This window comes from Mesorhizobium sp. M0598 (assembly GCF_040320865.1).
GTDB lineage: Bacteria > Pseudomonadota > Alphaproteobacteria > Rhizobiales > Rhizobiaceae > Mesorhizobium.
Map to the genome: position 1 here is coordinate 13,195 of NZ_JAMYQL010000029.1, position 21,525 is coordinate 34,719.

Genomic DNA, 21,525 nt, shown 5'->3' on the forward strand with positions numbered 1-21,525 from the left:
TCTCGACCATCTTCCAAAGTCGTCAACTGGCGAAAGCGATACTGACAGCCGATCTCCCCACTTGAGGGGGAGATGCCCGGCAGGGCAGAGGGGGGTGCTTGGTGCCGACTTGCGAGATGTTCTCCTGTGAACGTCCTCGTCCTCTATGCTCATCCTGTGGAGACCAGCTTCAACGCCGATCTGCACCGGACGATCATCGAGCGGCTGAAGGCCGCCGGCCATGTCGTCGACGACTGCGATCTCTATGCCGAGGGTTTCGATCCCAGGCTGACGCGGGCCGAACGGCTGTCCTATCACGACGAACGCAGCGACGGCGATCCGGCGTCAGCCTATATCGAGCGCCTTCTGCGGGCCGAGGCGCTGGTGCTGTCGTTTCCGGTGTGGAACTTCGGCTATCCGGCCATTCTGAAAGGCTTTTTCGATCGCGTCTTCCTGCCCGGCGTGTCGTTCAAGCTGGTCGACGGCAAGGTGCAGCCGTCACTGCACAATATTCGCAAGGTGGTCGCGGTCACGACCTATGGCGGCAGCCGGTTCCGCGCCATGCTGATGGGTGACCCGCCGCGCAAGCTGGTCAAGCGGGTGCTGCGTGCGACGATCAAGCCCGGCGGGTCGGTTTCCTACCTCGCGCAATACTCGATGAACCTGTCGACCGACGAGAAGCGGACGAGGTTCATCGCGAAGGTCGCGGCCAGGATGGACGCGTTCTGACACGGGAGGGGACTTTTCCTTCTCCCACAAGGGGAGAAGGAAAAGAGTTACATCCGCACCCGTTCCGATTTCGGATCGTACATCGGCTTAAGCGACGCTTCCGCCGCAAAGCGCTCGCCGGCGATCTCGATTTCGTAGGACGACGCCAGCACGTCCGCCTCGCTTTCGCCCTGGCACGGCACGTAGCCAAGCCCGATCGCACCGCCGAGATGATGGCCGTAATTGCCCGAGGTGATCGGGCCGACGATCGTGCCGTCGCGCAGGATCGCCTCATTGTGGAAGAGCAGGGGCTCGGGGTCGTTCAGGCGGAACTGCACCAGCCGCCGGTTCAATCCGCTTTCTTTCTTCCTCAGCACGGCATCGCGGCCAAGAAAATCGCCCTTGGCCGTCTTCACTGCGAAGCCAAGGCCGGCCTCCAGCACATTGTCCTCGTCGTTGATGTCGTGGCCGAAATGCCGGAACGCCTTCTCGATGCGGCAGGAATCCAGCGTGTGCAGGCCGCATAGTTTTAGCCCGACATCGGTGCCTGCCTCCGCGATCGCCTCGAAGACATGGGCAGCCTGGTCGGTCGAGACATAAAGCTCCCAGCCGAGTTCGCCGACATAGGTGACGCGGTGAGCGCGGGCCAGGCCCATGCCGATCTCGATCTCCTGAAACGTGCCGAACGGATTGTTGTTATTAGAGAAATCATTCGGGCTGACCTTTTGGATCAGCTTCCTCGAATCCGGGCCCATCAGGCAAAGCACCGCTTCGGCAGCGGTCACATCGGTGATGACGACGAACTCGTCGGCAAGATGTTTTCTCAGCCAGGCCAGGTCGCGTTGCAGCGTGGCGCCGGGCACGACGAGGAAGAAGGCGGTTTCGGACAGTCGCGAGACGGTGAGGTCGCTCTCGATGCCGCCGCGCTGGTTGAGCATCTGGGTGTAGACGATCTTGCCCGGCGCCACGTCCACGTCGTTGGCGCAGAGCCTTTGCAGGAAGGCGCAGGCATCGCGGCCTTCGACACGGATCTTGCCGAACGAAGTCATGTCGAACAGGCCGACGCCGTTCCTGATCGCAAGATGTTCCTCGCGCTGGTTGTCGAACCAGTTCTGCCGCTTCCAGGAATAGCGGTATTCGCGCTCCTGGCCGGGCCTAGCGAACCAGTTCGCGCGCTCCCAACCGGCGACCTCGCCGAACACCGCGCCGCTTGCCTTCAGATGTTCGTGCAGCGGCGAGCGCCTTATGTTCCGCGAGGTCGCCATCTGCCGGTAGGGGAAATGATCGGCGTAGAGCAGGCCGAGCGTTTCGGAGACGCGCTCCTTGAGATAGCGGCGGTTCTTCTGGAACGGCTGGGCGCGGCGGATGTCGACCTCCCAGAGGTCGAAGGGCGCCTCGCCGTCATTGATCCATTGCGCCAGCGCCATGCCGGCGCCGCCGGAGGAGACGATGCCGATCGAATTGTAGCCGGTCGCCATCCAATAGCCGGAAAGCTCCGGCGCCTCGCCGAGATAATAGCGGTCGTCGGGGGTAAAACTCTCGGGGCCGTTGAAGAAGGTGTGGATGCCGGCGGTGGCCAGCATCGGCATGCGGTTGACGCCCATTTCCAGGATCGGCTCGAAATGGTCCATGTCCTGCGGCAACTGGTCGAAGCAGAAATCCTCGCTTATGCCGTTCATGCCCCAAGGCTTCGCCACCGGCTCGAAAGCGCCGAGCATCATCTTGCCGGCATCTTCCTTGTAGTAGGCGCACTCGTCCGGCACGCGCAGCACCGGCAAGCGGGAAAGCCCGGGGATCGGTTCCGTGACGAGATAGAAATGTTCGCAGGCGTGCAACGGGATGGTGACGCCGTTCCGGGCGCCAAGTTCGCGTGCCCACATGCCGGCGCAGTTGACGACGATATCGGCCTCGATCAGGCCTTGCTCGTCGCGCTGCGCCCAGGAAACGCCGGTGACGCGGCCGGCCCTGGTATGCACCTTGGTCACCTTGACGTTCTCGACGATCGTCGCACCGCGCTGGCGCGCGCCCTTGGCCAACGCCATGGCGATATTGGCCGGGTCGCACTGACCGTCGAGCGGCAGATGCACGGCGCCGACCACATCGGAAACATTGAGATGCGGGTACATCTGCTTGACTTCGTTGGGCGAAATCTCGCGCACGTCGATATCGAAGGCGCGGGCGAGAGATGCCTGCCGATAGATCTCGTGCTTGCGCTCCTCGGTCAGCGCCACCGTGATCGAGCCGACCTGGCGCATGCCGGTGCCGACATCGGTCTCGGCCTCCAGCTTGACGTAGAGGTCGGCCGAGTACTTCGCCAGCCGCGTCATGTTCTGCGAGCCGCGCAGCTGGCCGATCAGGCCGGCGGCGTGCCATGTCGTGCCCGACGTCAGCTGCTTGCGCTCGAGCAGCACGATATCGGTCCAGCCGAGCTTGGCCAGATGATAGGCGACCGAGCAGCCGGAGACGCCGCCACCGATGATGACCGCCCTCGCTTTGGGAGGAATGGCCTTGGTCGGAATGGTTTTGGTGGGCGAGGCGTTCATGCGGCCTCGCGACCATAGCTGGAGGCGAAGCGGCGCAGGCGCGTGGCAGCCTCCATCAGTACCGGCTCAGGCTGGCAGAGGCTGAAGCGGATGTGGCCGGCGGCGGCCTCGCCGAAGCTTGAGCCGGGCATGACGCCGACATTTTCCTGGTCGAGGAAGGCCCAGGCGAATTTTTCGTCGTCCGGCTCGATCGCCGATATGTCGAGCATGACGTACATGCCGCCTTCGGAGCCGCGCACGGTGATGTTGTTCATACCGCGCATGGCATCGAGGACGACGGTGCGCCTCGCGGCGTAGCGCTCGGCGATTTCCTTGACGCCGTAGCCATTTTCGAGCGCCTCGGCGCAGGCGAGGCTGATGAAGGCCGGCAGGCCGTAGGTCATCACCAGATTGAGGTCGGTCAACAGCGAGACCATTGATTCCGGCCCGGTCAGCCAGCCCATGCGCCAGCCGGTCATGCCGTGGCTCTTGGACATCGAATTGATGACCAGCGTGCGTTCCGCCATGCAGGGCAGCGAGCGTGGTGAGACGTGCTCGCCGCCGCCCAGCGTCCAGTAGACCTCGTCCGACAGCAGCCAGAGGTCATGTTCGCGGCAGATCTGCGCCAGCTCTTCCAGGCGCTCGCGCGAATAGACGGCGCCCGTGGGATTGTTGGGCGTGTTGATCAGGATGGCGCGGGTGTTCGGCCGAAGGGCAGCGCGGATATCGGCGGCGCGCGGCTGAAAGCCATCCTCGGCGGGGGTCTCGACGACGCTGAACTCGGCGCCCGCCGCACTGAAGGTGTTGGGATAGGTGGCGTAATAGGGCGCGACGACGATGGCATGGTCGCCCTGGTCGAGAACCGCTTGTATGGCCGCGTAAAGCGCGGCCTGCCCGCCCGGGGTGGCGATGACCTGGTCGGGATTTGTCGCAACCCCGGTGCACCGCGTCGAGGCCGCCGCCATCGCCTTGCGCAGGCGCGAAACGCCGGCAAGCGGGGTGTAGTGGTGATTGCTGGCGCGAACCGCCGTCACGCAGGCTTCGATCGTCTCGCTCGGCGTGTCGAAATCATGGTCGCCGACCGACAGCATGATGATGTCCTCGCCGGCCTGCTTGCGCGCCCAGGCAGCGGAATGAACCTCCCAGCCATCCTTGCCCGAAGGCACGATGCCGGAAATGCGCGATGATGGCCTGGGCATTATGCTGCTCCCGAAATTTCATAACCGGCCTGTTCGAGCCGGTCGCGCAGCGCGGCGATGTGGGCCGGTCCGACTTCGCAGCAGCCGCCGACGATGCCGGCGCCGGCCTCGACCCAACCGACCGCCTGGCCGGCATAGGCATCCGGATCAAGGTCGTGGCGGGCGTGCAGCACTTCCACCGTACCGCCATGCTTGAGCGCCTCAATCGAGGTGAAGCCGTTGGCATAAGCGCCGACCGGACCGCCGAGAGCGATCAGTTCGGGCAGCGCTGCAGCGATCGCTTCGGGCCGGCAGCAATTGATCAGCCGGGCCGCGACGGGCAGGCCGGCAAGAGCGCCCGACGCCGCCGCAATGGCTTCGCCGCTGCGCAGGCGCGGCGTGCCGTGGTCGGCAAGCGTCCACGACACCCATACGGGCTTGCCGCTTTCCGACGCCGCGGTGACGGCGGCGCGCGCCTCTTCGGCCGACGCCATGGTTTCGCACAGAAACAGATCGACGCCGTCCGCCTGCTCGGCAACGATACGGCGATAGATGTCGAGCGTATCCTGGAAGGATATCGTCAGCGCCGGCGCATAGCTGCCGAACAGCGGCGACAGGCAGCCGGCAATCGCCGCGTCGCCGGCCTGGTCGCGGGCTTGCCTTGCCAGTTCGATGCCGCGCTTCTGCAGCGGCTTGAACAGCTCTTCCGCGCCTTCGCGTACCAGCCGCTCCGGCGTGGCTGAATAGGTGTTGATGGTGATGACGCGGGCGCCGGCGCGGATGAATTCCGCATGCAGGTCGCGCACCAGATCCGGTTCGTCGATCAGCACCCTGGCCGACCACAGCGGCGTCGGCTCGGAACTGCTACGGCGGACCAGCTCTTGGCCCATGCCGCCATCGGTGAGGATCACTTTCTTCATGCTCTGAGCCTCTCGTTCTTTGGATCCCATAACGGCTCATCCTTCTGCACGACCGCCCTGAAGCGTTCGCCGAAGATCTCGACCTCGACCGCGGTTCCCGGCTCGGTGAGGTCGGCGCGCAGCATGCCGAGCGCGATCGACTTGTCGATGCGATGACCCCAGCCGCCGGACGTCGTCTCGCCGACGATCCCGCCGTCATGCCAAAGCGTCGACATGGTGGGCGCGTCGCAATCGCCGGGGTTTTCGACGACCAGCGTGACGAAGCGCTTCTTGATGCCCTGCTGCTTCTCGTTCTGCAGCGCCGCCTTGCCGCGGAAGTCGGGCTTATCCCATCTGACGAAGCGCTCCAGCCCGCCCTGCAGGATCGAATAGTCGGTCGACAGGTCACCCTTCCAGGTGCGGTAACCTTTTTCGAGCCGGAGCGAATCCAGCGCGTACATGCCGAACGGTTTTAGTCTATGCCTCCTCCCAGCCGCCCAGACGGCGTCGAAGATGGCTGCGGTATCGTCGACCTTGCTGTGGATTTCCCAGCCGAGCTCGCCCGCGAAGGACACGCGCACCAGCTTTGCCCAACGTCCGGCGATACTGGTTTCCTGATGCGTCAGCCAGGGCAGGGTGAGGTCGGCCGCGCAGAGTTCGGCGAGGATTTTTCGCGAGTTGGGGCCGGCGAGGATCTGGGTGGAGTATTCCTCCGTCCGGTCGACCAGCTTGAATGTGGCGTCCTTCGGGATGCGCGATTTCAGCCATTCGAAATCATGCCACTGAGCCACAGCGGCGGTGATCAGCGTCATCAGGTTCTCGTCGTGGCGGACCACCGACATTTCGGTGACGATGCGGCCCTTGTCGTCGGCAAAATAGACGAGGCCGATGCGGCCGGGTTTCGGAACCAGGCCTGTCACCTGGAGGCTCAGCCATTCGGCGGCACCCGGACCGTCGAGATTGAAACGGGAAAACCCCGGCAGGTCCAGAATGCCGGCGGCATCGCGGACGGCGAGGCATTCCTCGCGCACACGATGCTGCCACGGCCCGTCGCGGCGGAATGTCAGCGTGGATTGTTCGGAGATGTCGTCGCCTGGCTTCGCATACCAGGTGGCGCGTTCCCAGCCATTATAGGCGTCGAACCGGGCGCCGAGTGCCTTGATGCGGTCGTGGAGCGGCGACAGCTTGCGGTCGCGCCCGGCCGGCCAGGCATGGCGCGGGAACTGGATGGCATATTCGTTGCCATAGATCTCCATGCCCTTGGCGACGCAATAATCCGGGGCCGAGGCAAAGGCGGTGAAACGGCGCGGATCGCACGACCACATGTCCCATTCGGTCTGGCCCTCGGTCACCCATTCGGCCAGCACCTTGCCGGCGCCGCCGCCCTGGGCGATGCCGAAGGTGAAGACGCAGGCCTCGAAGGCGTTGGGCACGCCGGGCATCGGGCCGATCAGCGGGTTGCCGTCCGGCGCATAGGGGATCGGCCCGTTGATGACCTTGGACAGGCCGGCGGTGCCGAGGATCGGCACGCGGGCGACAGCATCGGCCAGGTAATGTTCCAGCCGGTCGAGATCGTCGGGAAACAGCTGGAACGAAAAGTCGTCGGGCATTGGGTCGTTGTGGCCGACCCAGTGGGCGCGGCAATTGCGCTCATAGGGGCCGAGGTTCATGCCGTTCTTTTCCTGGCGCAGATAGTAGGACGTATCGACGTCGCGCAGCAGCGGCAGCTTCTTGCCCTGTTCCTTCGACCACGCCGCCAGTTCGGGGATTTCCTCGAACAGGATATATTGATGGCTCATCACCATCATTGGCACCTCGCGGCCGAACATCCTGCCGACCTCGGCGGCGCGGTAGCCGGCGGCGTTGACGACGATCTCGCAGCGGATCTCGCCTTGCGCCGTCTCGACCACCCACTCGTGATTGTCGCGGCTCACGCCGGTGACCGGACAGAAGCGGATGATCTTCGCGCCCATGTCGCGCGCGCCCTTGGCCAGTGCCTGGGTCAACTGCGCGGGGTCGATATCGCCATCATTCGGATCGTAGAGCGCGCCTTTCAGCTCATGCGTCTCGATGAAGGGGTAACGGCGCTTGATCTCGTCGAGCCCGACCACGTCGATATCCATGCTCTGGTAGCGGCCCATGCCCTTGGCGCGCTGGAATTCCTGCATGCGCTCGATCGTATGGGCAAGACGCAGGGAACCGGTGACGTGGTAGTTCATGGGATAGCCGACCTCGTCGGCCAGCCGGCGATATAGTTCGGTCGAATAACGCTGCATGTTCATCAGCGACCATGACGAGGAGAAAGTCGGCACGTTGCCGGCGGCATGCCAGGTCGAGCCGGAGGTCAGCTCGTTCTTCTCCAGAAGCACGCAGTCGGTCCAGCCCGCCTTGGCGAGATGGTAGAGCGAGGAGGCGCCGACGGCACCACCTCCGATGATCACAACGCGTGCCGTGGTCGGCAAACCGGCCATGTTCTTCTCCGACTATTTGTTTTGATGCATGTCGTTGTCCCAAAACCGCCACGCACTTTTGGGCGACATGCATTCGTTCAATAGACGGGCGGCGAAACCACCCAGATGACGACAGCCGGCTCGGCTCCAGGATTGCGCCAGCGGAACGGCTTGCCGTCGAAGCGGAAGGAATCGCCTTCGCCGAGCCGGTGCCAGACGCCGGCAATTTCGATGTCGAAACTGCCGGAAGCGACGTAGCCGGCTTCCTCGGTCGGCCGGCGCGACTCGGTCTTCAGCTCGGCACCCGGGGCGAAGACCGAACGCAGCATCTCGAAGCTACCGCCGAGATCGGGCGACAGAAGCTCCTCCACCAGGCCAGAATCGCTTGTGCCAAGCGTGCGCCGGTTGCCGGCGCGCACGACCACGCCGCGCTCGGTCTCGACAGGTACGTCATGGCTGAAGAACAGGCTGACCGGCACGCCGAACAATTCGGCGAAGGCCCTGAGATCGCCGAGCGACGGGACCGACAGACCGCGCTCGACCTGGCTGACCCAGCCGACGGAACGGCCGAGCTTCAGTGCGATTTCAGCAAGCGTCAGGCCGCGCGCCTTGCGCAACGCGCGGATGTCGCCGGCCAGCAGCCGTTCGCCGCTGTCCTGTTCCGATCTGGCGGCGGTTGAGGGCAAAGCCATCCCTGTCTCGGTGAAAAATTCCCAGCAAATTTCACTTGATGGCGGGTTCATGAAAAAATCAAGAGGATTTTCACGAAACCACAAGATTTACTTGCGCCATTTTGACGGTTCGGGCAAAGGCTCGGCGCACGAGCGGCGAGTGGGGCGTCCGGTCGAGGCGGGTAGGCTATCGGGCGTTCAAAAAGACGCGCAAGGATGCTCCATCACTTCTAGTCGGCGCATGATCCTTCCGGAAAATCGGGTTCGGGATCATACGCAAAAGGACGGCCCATGCTGGAAAACAACTCCCGGATTGCGGCGGCGATCGTCGATGACGCGATCACCTCGCGGCGGTCGGTACGCGCCTTCTTGCCCGATATGGTCGACGACGAGACCATCCGCGATATTCTCGCCGTTGCCGCGCGCGCGCCCTCAGGCACCAATATGCAACCCTGGAAGGTCTATGTGACCAAGGGCGAGGTCAAGCAGCGCATCACCGACGCCATCCTCAGCTCGGGCATCCGCGCCGAAAAGGCCGAGTGGGACGAGTACCGCTACTATCCCGACCAGTTCTTCGAACCCTATCTGACGCGACGGCGGGCCAACGGCTTCGGCCTCTACGGCGTGCTCGGCATCGGCCGGCGCGAGGTCGACAGGATGCGTGCGCAGCACGACCGCAACTTCGTCTTCTTCGACGCGCCGGTCGGCATGATCTTCACCGTCGACCGGCGGCTGAACAAAGGGTCGTGGATCGACTACGGCATGTTCCTGCAAAACATCATGGTCGCCGCGCGGGGCAGGGGCCTGCACACCTGTCCGCAAGCCGCCTTCGCGCCCTATCACCGGCAGATCAGGCCGGTGCTCAACATTCCCGACGAGGAGATCGTCGTCTGCGGCATGGCGCTCGGCCATGAGGATACGTCCAAGCCCGAAAATGCCTTCCGCACCGACCGCGCGCCGCTGGAAGAGTGGGTGACGTTCGCGGAGTGACGTGAAGCGCCGTCCGGCTCTACTGCACTTCGTAGCCGACTTCCTCGCTCGCATGGCAGAGCGCTTTCCAGAACGAGCGGGCAAACGAGCGGAACACATAGATGTCGAACTGATCGGCGCCGGTGCGCTGGATCTGCGCGAAGATGTCGTGATGCATGGTCGAGCGGCCGGCGCCGATCGGGAAGGCCGGCAGCGCGAAGTCGATGGCGAAGAATTTCGCCAGCACCCACTCGGCCTTCGGCCCGGCGATACGGATCGCGGTGCGGCCGTGCGAAAGGTCGGTCACCGTACCGATGGCCGAAGTGACGACACTGGCAAAGGCCGGCGCCAATCCCTCGGCTTCATCGACCACAGTGAACTTTCCCGGCGCAAAGCCGAACACCGACCTGGCGCCGTTCGTCACGCCGCCACCGGCGCCGTCGGGCAAAGCCAGGCCGGTGACCGCATGGATGCCGGCCATCAACTTCTTCTCCTCGCCGGGCCAGGCGGCGAGCTGCAGGATCGAACCCGGCCTGGTTTCGGAGAGGATGATTTCGACACCGTGCTCGAAATTGCCATGCGAGCCTGGATGCAGCACCGGCTCAAGTGGTGATTGGCGCTCAACCATGCATGCGGCTCCCGTCCGGATCGAAGAAATGGTTGGAGACGATCTCGACCGGCCCGAACCGGTTGCGCAGCGGGTCCGAGACATAAGCGCGCGAGCCTCGCCGCGCCTTGCCGCCCTTGACCAGGGCAAGCGCGATATATTTGCCCAGCGCCGGCGAATAGCAGCAGGCGGTGATGTGGCCAAGCGAGCCGTGCGGATTGGCTTCGTCAAGCTCCTCGACGATGTGTGCGCCGCCATTGAGCGGCTGGTTGTCGAGCGAAACAATACCGACGAGTTCCAGGCGGTCGGGCGCGATCAGCCCCTCGCGGTCCATCATCGCCGAACCGATGAACGGCTTCTTCTTCGACAGCATCCAGTCGAGGTGCAGGTCGCGTGCCGTGGTACGGCCGTCGATCTCGGCACCGGTGACGTGGCCTTTCTCGATGCGCATGGTGCCCAGCGCCTCTAGCCCGTAGGTCACCAGCCCGAACGGCTTGCCGGCTTCGATCAGCGCCTCCCAGACATGGGTGCCGTAGCCGGCGCCGGAATAGACCTCGAAGGCCATTTCGCCGGAGAAGGACAGCCGGCAGATCATCACCGGCACGGCGGCGATTTCGCCGTGGACGATGCCCATGAAGGGCAGGGCGGCATTGTCGACGGCGGTGCCGCTGACGCAAGCAGCCAGTATCTGCCTTGCCTTCGGCCCACCGATGGCGGCACCGGCCCATTGGTCGGTCACCGAGGTGACGTGGACCTTCAGCGCCGGCCAGATCACGTCGAGGAAATATTCCAGATGCTGCATCACCTTGCCGGCATTGGCGGTGGTGGTGGTCATCAGGAAATCCTGCTCGCCGAGGCGCCACGTGGTGCCGTCGTCAAAGGCGAGACCGTCCTCGCGCAGCATCAGCCCGTAGCGCGCCTTGCCGACGGCCAGCGTCGAAAACATGTTGGTGTATACGCGGTCGAGGAATTCCGCCGCGTCGGGGCCTTGCACCGCGATCTTGCCCAATGTCGAGACATCGACGATGCCGGCGCTCTCGCGCGTGCCTCTCGCTTCGCGCACATAGGCCTGCTCGATCGTCTCGCCGGGATGGCCGTAGATCATCGGCCGATACCACAGGCCGGCGGAATACATGGTGGCGCCATTGGCGACGTGCCAGTCATGCATCGGCGTCAGCCGCTCGGGCTTCAGATCGCCGAAGCGTTCGGCGGCTAGCGAGCCGATCGACACCGCCGAAAAGGGCGGGCGAAAGCGCGTCGTGCCGACCTCTGGGATCGGCTTGCCCAGCGCCTCGGCCATGATGGCGAGGCCGGGTATGTTGGAGCTCTTGCCCTGGTCGGTTGCCATGCCGAGCGTGGTGTAGCGCTTCAGATGCTCGACCGAGACGAAGCCTTCGCGATGCGCCAGCCGCACGTCATCCGCCGTCACGTCATGCTGGAAGTCGACGAAGCTTTTTCCTTCGGCCTTGATCTCGAACACCGGCGCCGGATCGGGATCGCCAGGTGCTGCCTCGACGGCAGGCAAGGCCGCCGGCGTGGCGGTTGCGCCCGCAGCGGAAAGACCGGCGGCGCGACCTTCGGCGATCGCCTCGGCGGTGGAGAAACTGCCGGTGAAGGCGCCGGCGCCGATCCATTGCCGTGTCGTCGGCTTGGGCGGCAGGAACGCTTGCAACGCTTCGTTCCATTCCGCTTTGGCTCCGGCCTGGCTGGCCAGATGAATGGTCGGCGACCAGCCGCCGGACATCAATAGGCAATCGGCGTGGATGCTGCGCGCATCGCCGGAAAGCGCGCCGTTGACCATGTCGAAGCGCTGCACCTTGAAGCCGGAAAGCGCCTTGCCGCCCTCGGTGGCGATCACCGCGTGGCCAGAAAGGATCTCGGCCTCGGTCTCGCCGGCCAGCCTGCGCATTTCGCTCGAAAGCTCAGGGCGCACGTCGATGATGGCGACCACCACGGCGCCGGCCTTCTTCAGCGCGAGGGCCGCGCGATAGGCGCTGTCATTGTTGGTGAACAGCCCGATCCTGTCGCCGGGCAGCACGCCATATTCAATGGCATAACGCTCGGCAGCATGCGCCAGCATTACGCCTGGCCGATCATTGCCTGGAAAGACCAGCGGACGCTCCAGGGATCCGGTGGCCAGCACCACCGACTTGGCGCGGATCGTCCAGTAGCGATGGCGCGATTCGCCCTTGCCGGGCGTTTCCTTGTGGTCGGTGACACGTTCGAGCGCGGCAAGCGTGTTGCCGTCATAATAGCCCCAGACGGTGGTGCGCGGCAGCAGGCGGACATTGTCACGGCCTTCGAGCTGGCCAGCGGCGCGCGCTGCCCAGTCGGCGGCCGGCATGCCATCGATCGTCTCGCCCGACCAATTGGCCGAGCCGCCGAAATGCGGCTCGAGCTCGGCCAGGATGACGCGTGCACCCTGATCGGCAGCCGCCCTGGCGGCCATCAGCCCCGCCGGGCCGGAGCCGACTACCAGCACATCGCAAAACGCGTTCATGCGTTCGTAGCGCGCCGTATCGGGAGCCGTGCCTGCCTTGCCCAGGCCGGCGGCACGGCGGATGAAATGCTCACAGAACATCCAGAAGCGAGTGCCCTTCAGCGGACCGATCACCGGTCCCATGAAGGTCTTGTAGTAGAAGCCGGCCGACAAAAGCTTGCCGCCGAGCTGGTTCACGGCACTGACGTCCCAGGCAAGCGAAGGGAAGCGGTTCTGGCTGATTGCGGCCAGTCCGTCATAAATCTCGACCATTGTGGCGGGGATGTTCGGCTCGCGAACCTCGCCCCTCAACACTGTGACCAGCGCGTTCGGTTCCTCGACGCTGGCGGTCAGCACACCGCGCGGGCGGTGATATTTGAACGAACGCCCAAACAGGGTGACGCCGTTGGCCAGCAGCGCCGAAGCCAGCGTGTCGCTGGCATGGCCGGTATAAGGCGCGCCGTCGAAGGTGAAACGGATGGTCCGCAGCCGGTCGATGCGGCCCCCGGCCTCTGTACGGCGCGGGCTCATGGCTTGTCCTCGGCCCGGTGCCGCGCAACCGAGTTGTGGTCGCCGCGCGCGAACGCGGTGCTGGAGATCTCGTGCGTCAGCGTGTTGCGCACGACCCTGAGATGGGCGCGGCAGCCGCCGGAATGCTGCCAGATCTCATTGTGGTCGCCGGCTGGATTAAGCCGGTCGTAGACATAGGCGTTCCAGGCGTCGAGGTTCTGCGAGGCGGGCTGTGGGCGCTGGCGATTGCCGTCGCCCTGATAGGTGAATTCGATCACGTCGCGCGGGCCGCAATAGGGGCAGGTGATGAGCATGGATCTCTAACCTAATGCAGCCGGGGCGTGGCGCCCTGGCCCTTGTCGTCGATCACCAGGCCACGGTAGAAGCGGTCGAGCGTGAAGGCCGCGTTGAGACCGTGCGGCTCGTCCTTGGCAATGGTCCAGGCAAAGCACCAGCCGGAAGCCGGCGTCGCCTTGAAGCCGCCATAGCACCAGCCGCAGTTGAGATACATGCCCGGCAGCGGACCGGTGGTGATGATTGGCGAGCCGTCCATCGACATGTCGCAGACGCCGCCCCATGAGCGCAGCATGCGGACACGGGCCAGCCCAGGGAACAGCGCCAGCATCTCGCTCATCACCTCATCGACGATCGGCAGGCTGCCGCGTTGGGCGTAGCTGTTGTAGCCGTCGAGATCGCCGCCATAGACAAGGCCGCCCTTGTCAGATTGCGACATATAGAAATGGCCCATGCCGAAGGTCAGGACCGTATCGATGAACGGCTTTAGCGATTCCGTGACGAAGGCCTGCAGCACGTGGCTCTCGATCGGCATCGTCTCGATGCCGGCAAGCCGAATGACCCGCCCGGTGCTGCCGGCAACCGCGACCGCTACCTTTTTTGCGCGGATTTCGCCGCGCGTTGTCGTGACGCCGGTGATGCGGTCGCCGTCGCGCAGGAAGCCGGTGACCTCGCAATTTTCGATGATGTCGACGCCGCGGCGATCTGCGCCGCGCGCATAGCCCCAGGCGACGGCGTCGTGGCGGGCGGTGCCGGCGCGCCGCTGCATCAGGCCACCGACGATCGGGAAACGCGCGGTGGCTGAGACGTCGAGCGCCGGCACCAGGCGCGCGATTTCGGCCGTGGTCATCAGTTCGGCGTCAACGCCGAGATGGCGCATGGCGTTTCCGCGCCGGGCATAGTCGTCGAGCTGAGCAGGTGTGTGGGCGAGGTTCAGGCAGCCGCGCTGCGAGAACATGACGTTGTAGTTGAGGTCATGGGCCAGGTTCTCCCACAGCTTCATCGAATGCTCGTAAAAGCGCGTGTTGGCCGGCAGGAGATAGTTGGAACGGACCGCCGTGGTGTTGCGGCCGACATTGCCGGAACCGAGCCAGCCCTTCTCCAGCACCGCGACATTGGTGATGCCGTGCTCCTTGGCTAGGTAGTAGGCGGTCGACAGGCCATGGCCGCCGCCGCCGATGACGATCACGTCGTAGGACGCCTTCGGGTCGGGCTTGCGCCAGGCCGGCCTCCAGTCCTTGTTTCCGGTCAGCGCGTTCTTGAGAAGCGAAAAGGCCGAATATTCCGCCATTCTTATTGTCATCCATTTCAGGCTTTGCGGCAGACTATAGAGCAGGCCGCCAACGCAAAGCCAAGATTGCGCCATCGCTTTTCGACTCCCCGACTTCGACTGGATTGGCCGACTTCGACTGGATTGGCCGACTTCGATTGGATTGGCCGACTTCGATTGGCGGACTTCGAAAACGAGCCGCCTGGGATGACTTGCCCCGTGATATGAGCGTCTTTATCAAGGACGTGCTTCAAAACTGCCGCTGCCGTCCGCGAGTCGCCAGAAAAATCATGTTCTTTCGTTTACTCCGCCTGGTCCTGATTCTTGCGCTTGTTGTCTTGGCGCCGCCGTCGTTCGACGCGATGGCGCAGGCGCTCGGGCAGGGTGCCGCCGGGCTGGTCACAGACCAGCAGAAGGTCATCCAGAGCCTGACGGCCAAAACCGACGATCTCGAGAAGAAGATACAGCAGGACGGCCAAGACGATGCCACCCTCGTGGAAATCCGCCTGCAATTGGAGGATCTGTCGCGGGCGGCGCTCACCAGCGCGCTGGCGTTCCGCTCGCGTCTCGGCGATATCAACGATCGGATCGAGACGCTGGGACCTCCGCCGGCCGCGGGCCAGCCGGCCGAGCCCGACATCGTGACCGGTGAACGCCAGGCGCTGGCTTCCGAAAAAGCCGAGATCAACGCCGTCATTGCCAGCGCGCAGAACCTGTCGATCCGCATCAGCGGGCTGATCGAGAAGATCGGCAACATGCGCAGCGAGCTGTTCCGCAATCAGCTCACCAAGCGCTACGTGCTGTCCGATGCATTGAGCCCGGAGGTCATCTCCGATGCCAACGACGAATTTACCAGTTTCTACAAAGCGGTGTCGTCCTGGCTGAGCTTCGCCTTCAAGTTCAAGTTCCAGGCCATTCTTGCCGCGACGTTGATGGCGCTTGCGCTGGCCGCCGTGCTTTTTGTCGGCGGGCGGCGCCTGTTCGGCCGCGTCTTCGAAGCCGATCCTTCCGTCGAGGATCCATCCTATCTCAGCCGCCTGTCGGTGGCGTTCTGGTCGACATTGCTGCCGTCGCTGGCGGTTGGCGCCTTCCTTATCTCGACGGTCTTCTTCTTCAATTATTACAATGTCTTGCGCGGCGACATCGGCATCTTCCTGAATTCGCTGGTTGCCGTTATCGCGGTGGTGTTCTGCGTCAACCGGCTGACCAATGCGGCGCTGGAACCGCGATTGCCGAACTGGCGTCTGATCCCTGTCGAAACCGGCCCGGCGCGCTGGCTGGTGCGGCTGACGACTGCCATGGCCGTCGCCATCGGCATCAATTATTTCCTGTCGGTCGTCAACGACAAGATGGGCTCGCCGCTATCGCTGACCATCGCCAGAAGCTTTGTCGCCACCATCAGCGTCGGCGTCATCCTGATCCTGATGGGGCTGCTGAAACCGTTCAAGGCTGCCGACGGGAGCTGGCGCCCGTGGCCGGCATGGCTGCGCTACACCGCCGTCGCGCTAGGGCTATTCACCATAGCGTCGGCGCTGCTCGGCTTTATCGGCCTTGCTATTTTCGTCTCGGTGCAGGTCGTGGTTACCGGCACTATCCTGGTCACCGCCTATATCGGCTTCCTGTCGGCGCGGGCGATCGGCGAGGAAGGCGGTTTCGCCAACACTTCGATCGGGCGCTGGCTAGCGGCCAATTCAAGCTACGAAGAGACCGCGCTCGACCAGCTCGGGCTTGTCGTCAGCGCCGCCATCAACATCATGATCGTGCTGGTGTTCCTGCCGCTGATCCTGTTGATGTGGGGCTTCCAGCCCGGCGACATCCAGGCCTGGGCCTACAAGCTGGCGACGGGCCTCACCATAGGCTCGGTGACGATCTCGGTCACCGGCATCCTCACTGGCGTCGTCGTCTTCATCATCGGCTATTTCCTGACGCGCTGGTTCCAGGGCTGGCTCGACGGTTCGGTGATGGCGCGCGGCCGGGTCGACACCGGTGTGCGCAATTCGATCCGGCTGGCGGTCGGCTATGCCGGCGTCGCGGTCGCGGCACTGGTCGGCATCTCGGCGGCCGGTATCGACCTCTCCAATCTCGCGTTGGTCGCAGGCGCCCTGTCTCTCGGCATCGGCTTTGGCCTGCAGAATGTCGTCTCCAACTTCGTCTCGGGCCTGATCCTTTTGGCCGAGCGGCCGTTCAAGGTCGGCGACTGGATCGTCGCCGGTGACATCAGCGGCACGGTCAAGAAGATCAGCGTGCGGGCCACCGAGATCGAAACGTTCCAGCGGCAGTCGGTGATCCTGCCCAATTCAAACTTGATCAACAATGCGGTCGGCAACTGGACGCACCGCAACAAGCTCGGCCGCATCGATATCAAGGTCGGCGTTGCCTATGGCAGCGACATCAAGCACGTGCATGGCGTCCTGTTGGAGATCGCGCGCAGTCATCCGCTGGTGCTGAAAAACCCCGAACCCTTCGTGCTGTTTTCCAATTTCGGCCCCGCCGCGCTCGAATTCGAGATTCGCGTGTTCCTGGCAGACGTTCTTAGCGGCAATATCGTCCAGAACGACATCCGCTTTGCAATCTTCGATGTGTTCGCCGACCAGCATATCGAAATTCCGTCGACGCCGCGCGCCGTCGTCGAGACCAAGAAGCACGAAGCGTGGCCGATCGACGACGACAAGATCGAAGTCGAATTCGCCGAGCGGGAACAAGCAAAAGCCCTAGCGGCGGTCGAGGCGAAACGTCTCGCCAAGTCGGGACGCAAGGTACGGAAGCCCGATCCTGACTAGCTGATTGGAGCTTGCCTTCAAGCCTTCGGAAACCAATTGCGGCATGAATGCGGCATTCAGTTGCCGTTCAGCTTGCATTGCATATAAGCTCACCTGCAAACGGCGAGAATGCCTTGCGAAATGCAACAGAGGCGGTGGCAACACCGATACTGCAAAATGTGGAAGTCTCTCGTCGCCGCCATCGCTTTTCTGGCCGTGGGCGGTTCGGCCCATGCCGCCAGCGCGGTCAACAAGGACGCCGAGACCCGCACGCTGATCGTGACGGAAGGCGGCGGCAAGACCGAGTTGGCGCTGGCGGCTGGCGAAACCGTGGAATTTTGCCCGAGCGGCTGTTTTGTTACCTTGCCGAATGGCGACCTCGAGGCGCTGACCGGTTCGGAGACGATTGAGATCTCGGGCGGCGTCGCGCGCATCAAGTAAAGTCGACGCCATGATTTTTGAAGGCCGGGCAAACGCCCGGCCTTTTATTTGCTTCCGGTAATCGGCGATGAAGGTATGCACTTTTCTTCGAAGCTGCGCAGGACGGGCTCTAGCAGCGCCTTCGGTCTAACTGCATTCGACGGGCTGGTGGCGCGGGCTTTTTTGGCGATGTCGCAAACAGGCTGCAAGCGCGGCGCCGCGCCGCCCTATAGTCTGCTCGCAATAGCATCTTGGAGTCGCGGGCAATGGCAGGGTTTCCGGAAAAGGCGAAGGTCGTCATCGTCGGGCTGGGCGGCATCGTCGGCGCATCGGTCGCCCATCACCTGATCGAGCGCGGATGGGACGATATTGTCGGCATCGACAAATCGGGCATCCCGACGGATATCGGCTCGACGGCGCATGCCTCCGACTTCTGCTACACGACCAGCCATGATTTCCTGTCGTGCTGGACGACGCTCTATTCCATCGATTTCTACGAAAAGATGGGTCACTACGCGCGCATCGGCGGCCTCGAGGTCGCCCGCGTCGGCGACGACGCCCGCATGGCGGAGATCAAGCGCAAGATCGCCTCGGCGAAGGCCTTCGGCACACGCGCCCGCCTGATCGATCCCGCCGAGATCAAGGAAAAATTCCCGCTGATCGAAGAACAGATGGTACAGGGCGGCCTGTGGGATCCCGACGCCGGCCTCGTCATCCCGCGCTCGCAGACCGTCGCCGGCAAGCTTGTCGACCAGGCGGAAGCTTCCGGCAAACTCAGGGCGTTTGCCAATACGTCGGCCAGGTCGCTCGTCATCGAGAACGGCCGCATCAAGGGCGTGGTGACCGACCGCGGCACCATCGAGGCCGACTATGTCGTGGTCTGCACCGGCATCTGGGGACGGCTGATCGCGGAAATGGCGGGCGAGGACCTGCCGGTCATGCCGATTGACCATCCGCTTACCTTCTTCGGGCCGTACACTGAGTTCGCCGGCACCGGCAAGGAGATCGGCTGGCCGCTGCTGCGCGACCAGGGCAACTCGGCTTACATGCGCGATACCGGCGACCCCAAGACCGCCGAAGGCGGGCAGATCGAATGGGGTTATTACGAAGAGACCAATCCGCGCCTTTGCCATCCGCGCGATATTCTCGAGAAAAACGAGGCGCGGCTTTCGCCGTCGCAACGCGATCTCGACATGGAACAAATCCTGGCGCCGCTCGAGCGCGCCATGGAACTGACGCCGATCCTGGGCGAGCTGGGCTACAATGAGAGCCATTCCTTCAACGGCCTGTTGCAGGTGACGGCGGACGGCGGCCCCTCGATGGGCGAAAGCCAGAAGGTGAGGGGCCTCTGGTATGCCGTGGCGATCTGGGTCAAGGACGGCCCCGGCATGGGCAAGCTCATCGCCGACTGGATGACGGATGGCCGCACGGCGATCGACCACCACGCCATCGACTATTCGCGTTTCTATCCGCACCAGACGAAAGAACAGTTCATCTGGGATCGCTGCACCGAAACCGCGATGAAGGTCTACAACCCGGCGGTCCATCCGCGCGAGCCGTTCTCCAAGGCTCGCAATGTCCGCCGCTCGCCCTTCTGGGAGCGCGAGAAGGAACTCGGCGGCTATTTCATGGAGCTCGGCGGCTGGGAGCGCGCCCATGGCTACGCCGCCAACGAGCATCTGCTCGAGAAATACGGCAACCGGGTGCCGGTGCGCCAAAACGAATGGGATAACCGCCACTTCTGGCGCGTCTCGAACGCCGAGCATCTCGCGATGAGCGAGGATTGCGGCATCGTCAACCTGTCGCATTTCGCCATGTACGACGTGGAAGGCCCGGATCATGTCGCGCTGATGGAATGGCTGTGCGCGGCAAAGATCGGCGGTGACGGCAATATCGGCAAGGGCATCTATACCCATTTCCTCGACGAGGAAGGCATGGTGCGCGCCGACCTGACCGTCATCCGCATGGCCGACCGCTGCCGCGTCATCGACGGCGCTGATGCCGGGCCGCGCGACTTCCAGTACATGCGCCGGACGGCAGAGGACAAAGGCTTCGACGTTACCGTCACCGATGTGAACGAGAGATATGTGACCGTCGGCATCTGGGGTCCGAACGCGCGGGCAACATTAGGCAAGGTCGTGGAAAACCCCGACGGACTGACGCCTGAGAATTTTCCCTTTGCCGCGATCAAGCCCGTCAGGATCGCCGGCAAGGACGTGACCGCCTTCCGCATCTCCTATGTCGGCGAGCAAGGCTGGGAACTGCATATGCGCTACGAGGACGGCCTGGCTGTCTGGGACGCGCTGCGGTCGACCGGCGTGATGGCCTTTGGCGTCGAGACCTATGCCAACAGCCGCCGCATGGAGAAGAGCCTGCGCCTGCAGAATGCGGACCTCTTGACCGAATACAATCTGCTGGAAGCCGACCTTGCCCGTCCGAAAGTCAAGGAGGCCGATTTCTGCGGCAAGGCAAAGCATCTGGAATATCGCGCCCGGGTGCATCAGCCGGCCATGCTTTGCACGCTTATCATGACGGACAATACAGATTCGAATGGTGTTCCCCGCTATCCGGTTGGCACGATGCCGGTGATGGACCCGCAAACCGGTGAGACGCTCGTCGACGAGCTCGGCCGCCGCTCCTTCACGACCTCGGTGGCTTATGGTCCGACCCTCGGCAAGAACATCGCGCTCGCCTACCTGCCCTGGGCGTGTTGCCAGGAGGGCCGCAAGCTGAGCGTCGAATATTTCGGCGAGAAGTACCCGGTCGAAGTGGCCGCCGTCGGCTACAGGCCGCTCTACGACCCGGAGAACCTCAATCCGCGCAGCTAAGCGTTGCTTGCCTGCCGATTCTCCACACAGGCAAGCAGAGCAGTGCCAGCAGGACCTGAATGCAGAAGCCCGATTCATCGTCGGGCTTTTCGCTTTGTGGAGCGATGATTCTCGCTTACCGTCGCGCTGCGATTGGGGGGTGCCTTTGCGGCGGATCGGCTGGGACAGAAAAAACGATGCGCTTGTGTTTCAGCTGAACCGGAATATCCCGGTTCGCGTCAGCTGGACCTTCGCAATTCCCATTGTGCTGCCCTTCCTGAACGAGTGGGCGAGCCGACCCAAGGATGCACTGATCCATACCTCTATCTTTGCAGCGCTTCTGTTTGCGTCGATATTTCTGCACGAACTGGCACACGCCTGGATCGGACGCCGACAAGGCGTCGCCACCGACAGGATAGAATTATATCTCTTCGGCGGGCTCACGCGTTTCAAACGCGCCGCAGCGCCATCGCCTGCCTGGGCGCGGATTGCGATAGCGGGTCCCCTGGCGAACGTCGCGCTCGCCGCGTTTTTCGATGCGGCCTATTATCTGGTTTTTGGAGAACTCATCCCAGTTGCGCCCGAAAGGCCATTCGGGTGGCTGCCGTCAAGATCGGCCGGTCCTCTGGAATGGACGCTTTGGATTGGCGCATTGTTGAACGTGTCACTTATCATTCTCAACATCCTGCCCGCCTACGATCTGGATGGCGGCGTGATTGCAAGACATTTGTTCCTGAGACGCTTCGGCGTCCGCCGGGCCGCGCAGATCGTCGGCATCTGCGGCATCGTACTTTCAATTCTGCGTTTTGCGATCATCTTGCCTGCCGCGGTTGCAGGTATTCTGTTGTGGCTTCCGCCGTCATTCAAGCCGAACTGGAGGGCAGCGCGCGGGGTCGGCGCTAGAAAACCGAAGCCGGACCCATCCTCCGAGACGGATGTCGAGAAGGCCGTGGAGTGGCGGGGACGGGGCGGGCACCGCATCCACAAATGAAATTCGTTTTCC

Annotated in this window: 15 protein-coding genes; 6 read left to right on the plus strand and 9 right to left on the minus strand. The window is 63.6% G+C overall.

Going from position 1 to position 21,525, the window contains the following annotated elements; translation table 11 throughout:
* Nucleotides 1-126: 126 nt before the first annotated feature.
* Nucleotides 127-708 (plus strand): NAD(P)H-dependent oxidoreductase, encoded by a 582-nt coding sequence (locus NKI59_RS26770; RefSeq protein ID WP_352452127.1) that lies wholly within the window; start codon nt 127-129, stop codon nt 706-708.
* 47 nt (nt 709-755) lie between these two features.
* On the opposite strand, the gene NKI59_RS26775 is transcribed toward NKI59_RS26770, so the two are convergent.
* The 5 genes from NKI59_RS26775 to NKI59_RS26795 all read right to left on the minus strand — a co-directional run bounded on the left by NKI59_RS26775 (nt 756) and on the right by NKI59_RS26795 (nt 8,428).
* Nucleotides 756-3,230 carry a GcvT family protein gene (locus NKI59_RS26775; RefSeq protein ID WP_352707851.1) on the minus strand — a complete coding sequence of 825 codons (2,475 nt, stop codon included), beginning with the start codon at nt 3,228-3,230 and terminating at the stop codon, nt 756-758.
* Nucleotides 3,227-4,408, minus strand: a complete 1,182-nt coding sequence (locus tag NKI59_RS26780) for a pyridoxal phosphate-dependent aminotransferase (protein ID WP_352452125.1) — start codon at nt 4,406-4,408, stop codon at nt 3,227-3,229. Before NKI59_RS26780 ends, NKI59_RS26775 begins: the two co-directional genes overlap by 4 nt.
* Nucleotides 4,408-5,307 carry a homocysteine S-methyltransferase family protein gene (locus NKI59_RS26785; protein ID WP_352707852.1) on the minus strand — a complete coding sequence of 300 codons (900 nt, stop codon included), beginning with the start codon at nt 5,305-5,307 and terminating at the stop codon, nt 4,408-4,410. Before NKI59_RS26785 ends, NKI59_RS26780 begins: the two co-directional genes overlap by 1 nt.
* Entirely contained in the window at nt 5,304-7,757 is a 2,454-nt protein-coding gene (locus NKI59_RS26790; protein ID WP_352707853.1) for a GcvT family protein, read from the minus strand. The genes NKI59_RS26785 and NKI59_RS26790 overlap by 4 nt, the downstream gene beginning before the upstream one ends.
* Nucleotides 7,758-7,834: 77 nt before the next feature.
* On the minus strand, nt 7,835-8,428 hold the full coding sequence (locus tag NKI59_RS26795) for a helix-turn-helix domain-containing protein (protein WP_352707854.1): 594 nt from the start codon (nt 8,426-8,428) through the stop codon (nt 7,835-7,837).
* A 270-nt stretch (nt 8,429-8,698) separates the two neighbouring features.
* Here NKI59_RS26795 and NKI59_RS26800 point away from each other — a divergent pair, with 270 nt between their 5' ends.
* Nucleotides 8,699-9,397, plus strand: a complete 699-nt coding sequence (locus tag NKI59_RS26800) for a nitroreductase (RefSeq protein WP_352452121.1) — start codon at nt 8,699-8,701, stop codon at nt 9,395-9,397.
* Nucleotides 9,398-9,416: 19 nt separating this feature from the next.
* Here NKI59_RS26800 and NKI59_RS26805 read toward each other — a convergent pair whose 3' ends face one another.
* The 4 genes from NKI59_RS26805 to NKI59_RS26820 are packed head-to-tail and all read right to left on the minus strand — an operon-like array spanning nt 9,417 to nt 14,557.
* Nucleotides 9,417-10,004 carry a sarcosine oxidase subunit gamma gene (locus NKI59_RS26805; RefSeq protein ID WP_023676538.1) on the minus strand — a complete coding sequence of 196 codons (588 nt, stop codon included), beginning with the start codon at nt 10,002-10,004 and terminating at the stop codon, nt 9,417-9,419.
* Nucleotides 9,997-12,993 carry a sarcosine oxidase subunit alpha gene (locus NKI59_RS26810; protein WP_352707855.1) on the minus strand — a complete coding sequence of 999 codons (2,997 nt, stop codon included), beginning with the start codon at nt 12,991-12,993 and terminating at the stop codon, nt 9,997-9,999. The genes NKI59_RS26805 and NKI59_RS26810 overlap by 8 nt, the downstream gene beginning before the upstream one ends.
* Entirely contained in the window at nt 12,990-13,286 is a 297-nt protein-coding gene (locus NKI59_RS26815) for a sarcosine oxidase subunit delta (protein ID WP_023676536.1), read from the minus strand. Before NKI59_RS26815 ends, NKI59_RS26810 begins: the two co-directional genes overlap by 4 nt.
* A gap of 11 nt (nt 13,287-13,297) precedes the next feature.
* Nucleotides 13,298-14,557 (minus strand): sarcosine oxidase subunit beta, encoded by a 1,260-nt coding sequence (locus tag NKI59_RS26820; protein WP_352707888.1) that lies wholly within the window; start codon nt 14,555-14,557, stop codon nt 13,298-13,300.
* Between the two features lie 269 nt (nt 14,558-14,826).
* Between NKI59_RS26820 and NKI59_RS26825 the strand changes: the two genes are divergently transcribed.
* The 4 genes from NKI59_RS26825 to NKI59_RS26840 all read left to right on the plus strand — a co-directional run bounded on the left by NKI59_RS26825 (nt 14,827) and on the right by NKI59_RS26840 (nt 21,513).
* Nucleotides 14,827-17,316 (plus strand): mechanosensitive ion channel family protein, encoded by a 2,490-nt coding sequence (locus NKI59_RS26825; protein WP_352707856.1) that lies wholly within the window; start codon nt 14,827-14,829, stop codon nt 17,314-17,316.
* Nucleotides 17,317-17,472: 156 nt separating this feature from the next.
* Nucleotides 17,473-17,736 carry a hypothetical protein gene (locus tag NKI59_RS26830; RefSeq protein WP_023676533.1) on the plus strand — a complete coding sequence of 88 codons (264 nt, stop codon included), beginning with the start codon at nt 17,473-17,475 and terminating at the stop codon, nt 17,734-17,736.
* Nucleotides 17,737-17,981: 245 nt separating this feature from the next.
* Complete coding sequence (locus NKI59_RS26835; protein ID WP_352707857.1) at nt 17,982-20,543, plus strand: GcvT family protein; 2,562 nt, start codon at nt 17,982-17,984, stop codon at nt 20,541-20,543.
* Nucleotides 20,544-20,550: 7 nt separating this feature from the next.
* Nucleotides 20,551-21,513 carry a site-2 protease family protein gene (locus NKI59_RS26840; protein ID WP_352568955.1) on the plus strand — a complete coding sequence of 321 codons (963 nt, stop codon included), beginning with the start codon at nt 20,551-20,553 and terminating at the stop codon, nt 21,511-21,513.
* Nucleotides 21,514-21,525: the final 12 nt, after the last annotated feature.